The organism is Caldibacillus thermoamylovorans (genome assembly GCF_000751775.1).
Taxonomy (GTDB): domain Bacteria; phylum Bacillota; class Bacilli; order Bacillales; family Caldibacillaceae; genus Caldifermentibacillus; species Caldifermentibacillus hisashii.
In genome coordinates, this window is sequence record NZ_CCRF01000054.1 from 1 (window position 1) to 11,617 (window position 11,617).

General features: G+C 36.3%; 11 protein-coding genes. 2 read left to right on the plus strand and 9 right to left on the minus strand.

The features are described 5' to 3' along the window. Positions 1-374: 374 nt before the first annotated feature. From BT1A1_RS09035 to BT1A1_RS09065, 7 genes are all read right to left on the minus strand, one after another. The gene (locus BT1A1_RS09035; RefSeq protein ID WP_034770326.1) at positions 375-881 is read right to left on the minus strand and encodes a shikimate kinase; all 507 of its coding nucleotides are present in this window, start codon (positions 879-881) and stop codon (positions 375-377) included. Positions 882-898: 17 nt separating this feature from the next. Further along, positions 899-1,705 carry a shikimate dehydrogenase gene (aroE, locus tag BT1A1_RS09040; RefSeq protein ID WP_034770331.1) on the minus strand — a complete coding sequence of 269 codons (807 nt, stop codon included), beginning with the start codon at positions 1,703-1,705 and terminating at the stop codon, positions 899-901. 78 nt (positions 1,706-1,783) lie between these two features. Beyond that, positions 1,784-2,908, minus strand: a complete 1,125-nt coding sequence (gene pheA, locus BT1A1_RS09045) for a prephenate dehydratase (protein WP_034770334.1) — start codon at positions 2,906-2,908, stop codon at positions 1,784-1,786. A gap of 75 nt (positions 2,909-2,983) precedes the next feature. Beyond that, positions 2,984-4,063: a chorismate synthase gene (gene aroC / locus BT1A1_RS09050; RefSeq protein ID WP_034770336.1), complete on the minus strand. Its 1,080-nt coding sequence runs from the start codon at positions 4,061-4,063 to the stop codon at positions 2,984-2,986. Beyond that, on the minus strand, positions 4,041-5,345 hold the full coding sequence (gene aroA, locus BT1A1_RS09055) for a 3-phosphoshikimate 1-carboxyvinyltransferase (RefSeq protein WP_034770339.1): 1,305 nt from the start codon (positions 5,343-5,345) through the stop codon (positions 4,041-4,043). Before aroA ends, aroC begins: the two co-directional genes overlap by 23 nt. Before the next feature lie 24 nt (positions 5,346-5,369). After that, the gene (gene aroB, locus BT1A1_RS09060) at positions 5,370-6,422 is read right to left on the minus strand and encodes a 3-dehydroquinate synthase (protein ID WP_034770341.1); all 1,053 of its coding nucleotides are present in this window, start codon (positions 6,420-6,422) and stop codon (positions 5,370-5,372) included. A 451-nt stretch (positions 6,423-6,873) separates the two neighbouring features. Next, a complete protein-coding gene (locus tag BT1A1_RS09065; RefSeq protein WP_034770343.1) occupies positions 6,874-7,326 on the minus strand; it encodes a hypothetical protein in 453 nt (150 codons plus the stop codon). Between the two features lie 266 nt (positions 7,327-7,592). On the opposite strand from BT1A1_RS09065, the gene BT1A1_RS09070 reads away from it, so the two are divergent. Together BT1A1_RS09070 and BT1A1_RS09075 are read left to right on the plus strand one after the other, a co-directional pair. Continuing rightward, positions 7,593-8,144: a CueP family metal-binding protein gene (locus BT1A1_RS09070; RefSeq protein ID WP_034770345.1), complete on the plus strand. Its 552-nt coding sequence runs from the start codon at positions 7,593-7,595 to the stop codon at positions 8,142-8,144. Positions 8,145-8,219: 75 nt separating this feature from the next. Beyond that, positions 8,220-9,017 carry an HAD family hydrolase gene (locus BT1A1_RS09075; RefSeq protein ID WP_034770347.1) on the plus strand — a complete coding sequence of 266 codons (798 nt, stop codon included), beginning with the start codon at positions 8,220-8,222 and terminating at the stop codon, positions 9,015-9,017. Between the two features lie 246 nt (positions 9,018-9,263). Here BT1A1_RS09075 and BT1A1_RS09080 read toward each other — a convergent pair whose 3' ends face one another. Together BT1A1_RS09080 and BT1A1_RS09085 are read right to left on the minus strand one after the other, a co-directional pair. Then, complete coding sequence (locus BT1A1_RS09080) at positions 9,264-10,178, minus strand: ketopantoate reductase family protein (protein ID WP_034770349.1); 915 nt, start codon at positions 10,176-10,178, stop codon at positions 9,264-9,266. 128 nt (positions 10,179-10,306) lie between these two features. Continuing rightward, complete coding sequence (locus BT1A1_RS09085) at positions 10,307-11,473, minus strand: C40 family peptidase (RefSeq protein WP_034770351.1); 1,167 nt, start codon at positions 11,471-11,473, stop codon at positions 10,307-10,309. Between the last annotated feature and the right edge of the window lie 144 nt (positions 11,474-11,617).

An 11,617-nucleotide genomic window follows, 5' to 3' on the forward strand; every position in this document is an offset into this window, starting at 1 on the left:
CGCTGTTTGTTTATCTACACTACCGAAGTATAAGAGACGCTTGTGTTTTGTTTTCCCATTTTCCCGATAAGACTCCACTAATTCAGCATAATAATAAGTTTTATCCCCCTTTTTTCGAGGGGTAATTTTCACGAACATCATAATCTCCCCAAACCATTAGTCTTGACTACTATTATACATAATATAAATTGTAAAATCAACCCTTTTTTGCACCTACAAAAAAATAGTCTATACTACTAGTTTAGTAGAGAATGTTGATATATCAAGGTTTTACGGTAAATTTATCTTATTTAGGTTGAACTTGAGATGAAAGTAGAAATTGAAAAATTTATACTTTCCTGGCCAAAAAAAGGACTGCAAATTATGCAGCCCTTTTATATCATTTCATATTTGTTCATAATCCCTATAATGTCAGTACAAACTTCTTCAATAATGCGGTCGTTAGCAATAATCTCATCTGCATATTTTTTATATAACTCGTACCGCTCTTCATAAAGGGCGAGCAGTTTTTCCTTGCCTTCTTTTAACAATGGTCTGGATTGGACGATGATGTCCGCCATGATTAAATCTACCGGCCGATCTAAAAAGACGATAACCCCATTGTCACCCAACAATTCTATATTGATTGGTTTTTTGATGACACCGCCGCCGGTTGAGACAATTAAATCCTTTCGCTTAGCAATTTCCATGCAAGCCCTTGTTTCAATTTCACGAAAATGGTCTTCTCCCTTTTCAAATAACTGAGGGATTGTCTTTTTTGTCCACTCCACAATAAATTCATCCAAGTCGATAAAAGACTTTCCGGTTTTCTCTGCTACCAGTTTGCCGATGGTCGTTTTTCCACTCCCCGGCATACCGATAATGACTAATTTATTTTTCATTCAATCACTCATTTTTACTAAAATTTTTTATCGAAATCATCCATTACTTTTGTCAAAATTTCATAACTGATTTCTCTTTCTTGCCAAATTTCTTCCGCTTTTATGGCTTGACCGACCAACATTTCCAGTCCACCACATATCTTTTTATCTAATTGCCGACCAATTTCCAAAAATTTAGTAATCCGCGGGTTATAAATAATATCAATTAATGTAGCAAAATTTATAATGATCTCTTCCGCAACCGGGCTTGCGTCCACATTCGGGTACATGCCGACTGAAGTTGTATTGATCAGTACATCCCCTTTAACGGTAGCAATCTCATCATATGTCATAAATTGAACGCGCAAATCATTATATACATCTTTAAATGTTCGTCGCGAAACAATATATAATTTTTTTACCCCATGATCGAGTAAGTATTGAACGACGGCTTTCGCTGCACCCCCGTAGCCCAGTACCATACACACTTTATTTTCAACCTCAACATGGTTGCACTGAAGAATCGTACCAAAGCCAAAATAATCAGTATTATATCCGTATAATTTTCCGTCTTTTAGCAATATCGTGTTAATCGCATTTATTTTTTTTGCCTCTTCTGATAGACCATCTAAGTATGGAATAATCGTTTGTTTATAAGGAATCGTTACATTCGTCCCTTTAATCCCCAATACCTTCAATCCATCGACAAATTTTTGTAAGTCTTCTTTTTTTACTTCAAATTTTTTATAAGCCGCCCGGATTTTTAAAAGAGAAAAAATCTTTTCATGAATTTCCGGCGAGATACTATGGTCTAATTTTTCACCTAAAAGTCCGTAAAATTCCATGGAAACTGCCAATCCTTTCCGTTAAACTCGATGGATTTTGCACGTTTGTTATTCGATTTCGCTATTAACTTTCACTAATCACCTTACTGAATCTTGTTGATAACAGCCAAGCAAGCGGAAATACTCACAACCTTCTTCAATTAAACTTAAGGCTTTTTTCACTTTTTCACTCCGGATATTCCCTTCAAAATCCACATACAACACATATTTCCAATTTCCTTCTTCGGTAGGCCTAGATTCAATTTTCATCATGTTAATATCATTTTCAGCAAAATGGCTCAACAGCTGGTAAAGCGTCCCAACTTTATGTTCCAACGAGAAGACAACACTCGTTTTATTACTTTTGGCGGCAACTTGTAACTGTTTAGAAATAATAATAAATCGAGTCGAATTACCAACTTTATTGTTAATATTTTCTTTAAGAATTTCCAAATTATAAATCTCCGCAGCTCGTTTTCCGGCAATCGCCACTTTTGTTTGATCATTCAATTCACGAATATGGCGCACACTGTCAGCAGTACTTAAAAACGGAATCAAGCGCCAATGCTTATAATTTTTTAAAAACTTGCTCGTTTGTTCAAATCCTTGTGGGTGAGAATATACTTCCTGAACTTTTGACAAGTCTGTTCCTTTTAGACCAATTAAATGTTGATTCACTTTAATATATTGTTCACCAACAATATAAAACTCATATTTAGTCAATAAATCGTAAACTTGGGAAATTGCACCCGTTGAAGAGTTTTCAATCGGCACCACGCCAAAATCAATTTCATCATTTTTCACGGCTAAAAAAACATCCTCAAACTCTTCATAATTGCTTGACTCCACATTCTTACCAAAGAATTTGAACATCGCTTCTTCAGAAAATGAACCTTGCACTCCGTAACAGCCGACTTTTAAAAAATGATTCATTTGTTCTCCGGGAAAAACACCATCCCGGATCATTTTGTATTCAAGTTCCTTACCTAAATTAATCAGGTTTGTGTAAAATTTTTTCAATGCCCATTGATAATTTGGGTCTTTTAAATTTTTTATATTTTTCACAATTATCTCCGTTTCCCGATCCCGATTTAAAACAGGTAGGTCATTCTTCTTTTTATAATTACTCACCTTTAAAACGGTGTTCATCCGTTCTTCAAAAAGTTCCGTTAAAAGTTTATCAATCTGATCAATTTTTTTACGATAATCATCTATCTCTGACATATTTTTACCTCTCTTTATGAAATTAAAACTCCGTGAAGCTATAAAAAATTAGTATCCCTTGGAGGTAATCCCTCTTTAGGAAATGAGCATTAAGTCTAAAATTCCGAGGGCAGTCACTGCTTCAATAACTGGTATTGCCCGTGGTACAATACAAGGATCATGCCTGCCTTTCACAACTAGTTCAGTATTTTTATGTTCGGCAACATTGATGGTTTGCTGTTTTTTTGCAATGGAAGAAGTTGGCTTAATCGCTACTGTGAATAGAATCGGCATGCCATTAGTAATCCCGCCCGTAATGCCGCCGTTATTATTCGTGTGCGTTTTAACTTCGTCTCTTTCGTAGTAGTAAGCATCATTCGTCTCTGAACCCCGAAGTTTCGTCATCTCAAACCCTTTGCCAAATTCAATTCCTTTAACTGCCGGCACTGAAAATATTAAGTGAGCAAGGACGGATTCAACGGAATTGAAAAAAGGATCCCCAATTCCGGCCGGGATGCCAACGACGGTACATTCAATGGTTCCCCCGACCGAATCCATATCTTTTCGTGCTTGTAAAATGACCTCTTCAATTTCTGTCCGTTTTTCTCCGTCAATAAGCGGTAATTCTTGCTTCTTTAACTCATCAAAAAGAGCTTGGTTTACTTCCACATCCTGAAAACTTTTGTCATCAATATGACTAATACTTTTTACATGGGCACCAACAAAGATTTTTTTTTCGGCCAAAATTTGCTTAGCAATCGCCCCGGCAAATACAAGCGGTGCCGTAATTCTGCCGGAGAAATGACCACCGCCGCGATAATCATGGAACCCGCCGTATTTGACAAATGCCGGATAATCCGCATGACCCGGTCGCATTAAATTTTTTATATCCTCATATACTTTTGAACGTTGATCACTATTTCTGATAATCGCTGTCAACGGTGCACCGGTTGTATATCCGTTAAAAAATCCGCTGATTATTTCCGGTGTATCGCTCTCCTTCCGTGTAGTCGACAATAAACTTTTTCCCGGTTTTCTACGATCCATTTCCGCTAGTACTTTATCCATGTCAATTGCAACACCCGGCGGTAAACCATCAATTGTAATTCCGATGGCTGGGCCATGTGATTCACCAAAAATAGATAATTTTAACTTATTTCCCATTATCCCGCTCAAAGAAACGACCTCCTAGTACTTTAAAGTCTCGCCAAAAGTTTGGGTATGATTTCGAAACACATTCATGGTCTTCTATTAGAATAGACGTTTTACAGACCGTCGAAGCGATGGCAAGGGTCATGGCGATACGGTGGTCATTATGACTCCATACTGCGCTACCGCCATATAAACTTGGCACTCCTTCGATAATTAATCCATCCTCTTTTTCAATAATTTTTGCACCAATTTTATTCAATTCAGTCGCGATTGCATGGAGGCGATCCGATTCTTTGATCCGGAGTCTTCCTGCGTTTATCACCTTGGTTGTTCCTTTACTTAATGCTGCTGCCAACGAAAGTACCGGGATAATATCTGGACATTGAGAACCATCAATAACCGTTGCCGTTAACTCTTTTTCCGGTTTACCGGTTAAACCTCCGTTTTCTTGATAAAATTTCATCCCCATTCGTTCCAGTATATGAATGACCTCTTTATCCCCTTGTAACGAGTCTAAATTCAAATCATGCAAAACAACCTCATTATTTAATGCATTTGCTACCAAGAAAAATGCTGCTTGGGAAAAATCAGCCTCAACCCGATAATCACGGGCTTTATATTTTTGGTTTCCCTTGATAAAAAATTCTTGATAATTATGGTTAATAATATGAATACCAAAATCTTTTAAAGCACTCAACGTAAGATCAATATACCCTTTTGATTCCATTTCTGTCGTAATGACAATTTTTGAATCACCGTCAAGGAGCGGTAACGTAAATAATAATCCTGAGATAAATTGCGAACTAACATTCCCCGGAACTTCATAAAGACCGCTTTTTAACTTGCCCTCAACCCGTAGGTCCAGTTCACCTTCTTTGTAACTGTATTGAATCCCTTGCTCATCAAAAATATTATAATATGTATGAAGCGGTCTTTGTCCCAATTTTCCTCTGCCGATAAAGCGATGCTCCCCCGGAAATAAAGTGGAGATTGGAACGACAAATCGTAATGTAGAACCGGATTCATTACAGTCAATAAGGACTTCATCAATATTCCTTTTTCGGTCTAGTTGCCCGGTTGCATAGATGCCAACAACTTCCAAAACGTCTTCATTTTTTGTCATTTTTGCTCCGAATGATTTCATTGCCTCCATTGTTGCAAGAATATCATCAGAATAATCAATGTTTGAAATCCGGCTTATTCCATCACTGAGTGCGGCACAAATAACTGCCCGATGAGCAATACTTTTTGATGGTGGTACTTTCACTTCACCGTTTAATTTCTTTGGATCAATTAAGCAGTCCATTTTATTCCCCCCCTAAATTCTAAATTATTTAAAGAAATCAATTGTCGTCTCTTTGATATATGATTCACCAATCCGTTTTAATAAAATAACATGAAGGACATCGTTTATATTTTTCTTGTCTAATTGAATTGTTTCCAAAATGGGTGTAAGACTTGGGATTTCCAATTGATATGGGAGATGATATTGCTGAACGATTTGCATAATTTGTTCGGCAACACCTTTTTCCGTTAATCCTTTTTCTTCCGCTCGTTTTGAAATTTCGTACATACCGATTGCCACTGCTTCTCCATGCGTATATTTTTTATATTGGTAAAATGTTTCTATTGCATGACCGAGCGTATGGCCAAAGTTGAGAAGCATTCGGTTTCCGGTATCCTTTTCATCCTCTTCAACAACTTCCTTTTTTATCTCACAACAACGGTAAATGATGTTTTCAATATGTTCCATAACCATTTCCATACTTTGGTAATTTTTCAATTCATTAAACAAATTCACATCTTTAATACAGCCGTATTTGATTACTTCCGCCATCCCATCCCAAAAGAACCGCTCCTCTAAAGTATGAAGGACATTCGGATCAATCAGTACTAATTTTGGATGATAAAAGCTTCCTACTAGATTTTTCCCTCTGTCCAAATCGACTGCAACTTTCCCTCCGACACTGCTGTCAACTTGGGCGAGAAGTGAAGTTGGAATTTGCACATATGGAACGCCCCTTAAATAAGTCGATGCCGCAAAGCCGACAATATCACCAATCACGCCCCCGCCAAGAGCGATAATTAAATCGCTTCTTGACAATTTAAAATCTAAAAATTGATTATAAATTTTTGGAAGAATATGGAAGGATTTTGTCTCTTCTCCGGCCGGCAAAGCTAATAGATCTACTTGAAATCCGGCATGTTCAAGACTAGTTAAGACGTTTCTGCCATAGTGTTGATTGACATGAACATCTGTTACAACAAAAATTTTCCGTCCTGCATAAACTTTTTTAATTTCTTCACCAACTTGTTCAAGGAGTCCTTTTTCAATAAGAATTGGATAACTCCTATCCCCCAAATGAACGAATAATTTTTTCATGAAAAGCACCTTCTTTTCGTTAGTTGAAATAAAAAAATAGAACCCTCTAAGCTGAGTTCCATTTTTTATTACGTATGTTTACTCTATTTCTTATACGAAGAACTCATCAGTGGAAGCTATTCATTTGTTGCAAGACAAAAAGCCGGCGCTAAAATAAAAGCCCCAGAAGAAGCCAAAAAAGCTATAAAATTTGCCAATTCTTCCTGCCTGCAATAACTGTTCCATGATCATTCCCCGTCTTTTTTAAACGTATCAATATTATAAACATTTTGTTTTTTATTATAACAAATTATGGTAGTTTGTCAATGATGAATCGCTAAAAAATGACGATTCCTACCTTAAATCAAATTAGGAAAATCTGATGTGTTCCCATCCACAACAATTGTAAGCAGTCCTTAAAATTAAATGCCTTTCACCCAAAATTATTTTAATATATCTTTTAAAATCTTTTTCAATCTGTTTTTCTAACGAAGAATAATAATAATTTTCTAAAAATAATTCCGGCAATAAAACCCGGGATGGCACTTAACATCGGTAACCAAACCGGACCTAGCAGTATGCCAAAAGGCTTAAATTTTGGAGAGTATATACACCCTAAAGTAACAAAATATGCTGCAAACACAAAAGGTAGAAAAGAAAATCTATTCTTTCCTCCTCCGGCATCTTTAAAGGCATCCCACATGCCAAAAAAATATAAGCAAGGATAAAACATCAACCATTGATAGTTCGCCGTTTCAATTGCTTGATTAATATTACCGTTAAAACTCAATAGGATAATTTCGTTAAAATTGGACTGGATATTAATAATAAACTCCAGCAAAATAAAAATAATCCCCTTTATGTACTTTCCGTGTAATAATTGACTAAATCCGGGTAAAGCAATACTCCATAATAAAGCTTCCATCTTTCTCTCCAAATTTCTCTATTCCTTTACTCATATTTTTGATCAAGTAAAAATAAAGACTCCAATATGCTACCGGCCACTTATGCACTTTTTTTCAAACATCCTTGTAATTGTAATATCCCATAAAGTCGGGAGGTTTATGATTTGTCAATTTAAGGAAATTAGCATTCCCATCTTTATGAATCAGGTAATGTTTTACTCATTGCATTATTGATTAACTTGTTTTACATTTAAATTATCAAGATTCTATAGAAGGGTGAGGCACCATGAAGAATAAAATCATATGGCTTTCCGGTATCCTCGGAATAGTATTAATATCATTTTTCGTTTCTATTAATTTGGATAAAAACATAAATAATGAAAAAAATACAACGATAAAAAATCAGAGCGGGGATATTAAACAATTAGTCCATGATTACAGTGTCGGTAATTTGAAAAACGGTTCAGCATCGATAACCTCACAGCAACTAATTGTGACAGATAAAAATTCCAATCAAGTGACATACGATCTTCCCAAAGATGAATTTTTTGTTTCCATTGCGCCGTACATCCACCAAACCCATCCGTGTGAAATCCATAGTTTGACAGGCTGCCGCGGTGAACTGGCTAACGAAGAATTTCATGTTTTTATTGAGAATACAGAGGGCAACGTTATTGTCGATAAAAAAATGAAAACATATGCTAACGGATTTATCGATCTTTGGCTGCCCCGAAATGAAACATTTACAATAACCATTACGAAAGATGAGAAAAGTGCCCAATCAGAAATTTCCACATTTGAAGATGATCAAACCTGTGTGACAAATATGAAGTTATGATTTTTTAATTACTTCAGATTTTATTCAAAATGCACTATATTTTGAAAATGGCCAAAAAAGAAAGGATTTGTGACGATGAAATGTTTTTCAATTGATTTGGATGGTACTCTATTAAATTCAACCCGTGAAATATCAGAGGAAAATTTTGCAACTTTAAAATATCTGCATGAGCAAGGACATTATGTAATTATTAACTCAGGCCGGGCAATTGAGGATGTTCTTAAATTTGAGGAGATTCGAAAGCTTAATCTTCCTATCATCAGTATTAATGGAACGGTTATCTATTCTGAAAATCGTGATATTCTATTTGAAGCCTCGATACCAATTTCAACGTATAAAAAATTATTTTCGCTTTTAAGCGAGCTCGGTCTCGGTATTATGGTATATACGAATCAAGGCGGTTTTCCATTCCGTAATCCGGACATTCAAGGGAAAAGCTGGGAAGAAATCGAGTCCATGTTCGCAAATTATAATTATGATCAAATTTTTGAAAAAGACAATTTGAAAATCTATAAAGTAATGGCTGTTACTCGACCTGATCAAATTGAAACAATCGACCTTGCAAAAAAAGCTGTTGCAGGGAAATTAGCACTGTCTGTTGCATCCTCGCACCCAGACAATATTGAGTTTACATCGGTTGAGGCAAATAAAGGAACAGCGCTATTACGATATCAAAAACATATGAAGATTTCGTTTGATGAAATTTATGCCTTTGGTGACGGTGGGAATGATGTGGAACAATTTAAAGTGGCAACAACAGCAATCGCTATGGCCAATGCACCGCTTGAAGTCCAAAAAGAGGCAGATATAATCACTAAAACCAATGATGAAAATGGATTTACCTATGCAGTAAGAGAATTATTGAAGATGTAATGGCGTTTATTTATTAAATGAAAGTAAGGACAGTCTGAAGCCACTGAAAAATTATTCGATAAGTTTGCTTGCACAATTTACAAGGGGTAAACCCAGTAAACCAAACGGATATCCTGTCCGGAAAGTGTTTTCAATATCATGTTTACCCTTTTTCAGCGGCCTCGGACAGTCTGATATGTCCCTACTTATGCTTTTTGCAATTGTATGTTAAAACTATATTTTTCTAGAAAAACTTACGCTGAAGTTTTACCGTGAACGCTCATATATTTTTAGATTCGCATAGACGGACTCTAAAACGGGTACGGGAAGATCGGCTGTCTTGGCGATTTCTAACAGATAGCCGTGCAAGTGATCCGCTTCTACAGGGAGCCCTTTTTCCATATCTCGTTGCATGGACGATTTCATTTCAGGCGCTAAGTGTGCAATCTTTTCCATCTGAATCGTCTCTAATTCATTGGATATTGGTGCTCCTGCAACATTCATAACATTGATTATTTCCTTTGTTAATTGTTTAATTGTCTCCATTCCACTCGGATGTTTACAAATTGGACCGATCGGAGCTCTCATTAAAGTAGTAATTCCCGACATGGTTGCAATAAATAAATATTTAAGCCAAAGATCTTCAATAATGGTCGAGCTTAATTGAAAATCCGCCTTTGTTCCTTTTAGCGCATCAGCTAATTTTATGATTCTCTCAGACTCTTGCCCGGATCGTTCACCATATACAAGCATATGTAACGGGCCTTTCTGAATAACTGCCCCCTCGCTATCCAGTGTGGCTTCAATGTAACATAGACCACCAATTACCTTTTCTCTACCGAATTGTTCATCCAGTTTGTTATAATGAGCCATTCCATTTAGTAACGGAATAACCATTGTGTTTTCCCCCACATATGGACGAACGTCGTCTATTGCATTGTCTAGTTGATAAGCTTTTGTTGATAAAAGGATGACATCATAAAGTTCAACTTCTTCACCTGTAATAACTGTTTTCGGTGATAATGTGGCATTCCCATAGTCACTATGAATAACCAGCCCTTTCTCCTGTAAGTTTCTCCTTCTTCCTTCTCTTACTAAAAATGTGACATCTGCCCCTTTTTCCAGTAAACGTCCCCCAAAATAGCCGCCAACAGCACCTGCTCCAACGACAAGAAACTTCACTAGCATATCCCCCTTATTAAAAAAGTAATATATGATGTAATCATTATATACTATTTCCAAAATTTTATTATAAAAGAAAAAATAGCCGACCAATAAACAATCGGTCGACCTTAATAATGTTTACTATTTTAATTGATGATTCTTCTTACATTTCCATTAAATGCATTAGCCCAGTAGCCGCTTGTCATATTTTCTATTCTAACACCGTAACTGGTTTGGGAACCGATAAATTGTCCATTTCCCAAATAAATACCAACATGACCATTGGTTCTGCCATCTGTATTAAAGAATACAAGATCTCCCGGACGCATGTCACTCGGGGCAACTTTCGTACCTTGTCCAACGAGTACTCCTGTTGAACGTCCAACAGAAATACCGGCTTGAGCAAAGGCCCAATTAACAAATCCGGAACAATCAAAAACGCCATTTACAGGATCTGCTTTACCGAATCCATAACTAGAATTACCAAGAAATTGTTTACCGGCAGAAATTACAGTATTTATTGCATTTCCGCCGCTTACCGTTGGAACAAATGAAGAACTGGATGGTTTATTTCCTTTAGCAACTGCTGTTTTACTACTTGTATTATTTGTTGAATTATTGGTACTTGCTGTAACTGCCGCTTGAAGAGCCGCTTGTTGTGCAGCTTGTTCAGCAGCGAGTTTCTGTGCCAAAAGTTGTTCTCCCTCTGTTGCTAATTGTTGTTTAATAGATTCCGCTTGGGATTTTTGCTCAGCGATCTGACTTTGCATGCCTGCCAGTTCTTCTTTCATATCATTAAGTTTGTTTAATTCATCTTGTGCAGCTTTTTCAGTTTCCTCAATCGCTCTTTTATCTTCTTCTTGTTTTGTAATTAAATCTTGATCTGCTTTTGTTAATGTTGAAATAGCACTTGCACGACTGATGAAATCCTCAAAGTCAGTAGCACCGAGCAAAACTTCCAAATATCCTAATGGTCCGCCACCAGCTTGCATAACACGAAGCCGATTCTTAATTTGTTCTTCCCGTTTCGCCATTTGTTCCTGAATGGCTGCTTTTTCAGCTTGTAGCTGTTCTATTTTTGCTTGAGTGGCCGCAATTTTCTCTGTTGTTTCTTCCATTATTTTTTGATTCTCTGCAATCGTTTGTTCTAATCTGGCAATCTGTTCATCTATTTTTGCCTTTTCTGTCTGATTTTGTATAATTTTGCTTTGAATAGAATTGCCTGTTTCTGCATATGTATATGTTGGTACCGATGAAAAAGCACCAATTCCAAGTACAATTGTTGCACTCAGTGCTGTAAGCGGCTTCTTCAAGATTATAACCACCTTTACTATTAAGTCGATTTCTGTCTTTTATTCTACACGAGTCTAGTTTCAATCTATTTACTATAATATTACAATTATATTTCAATTGATTATCCATTCTATTATTTTTGTTATTTTTTTAGCTAAAATTTA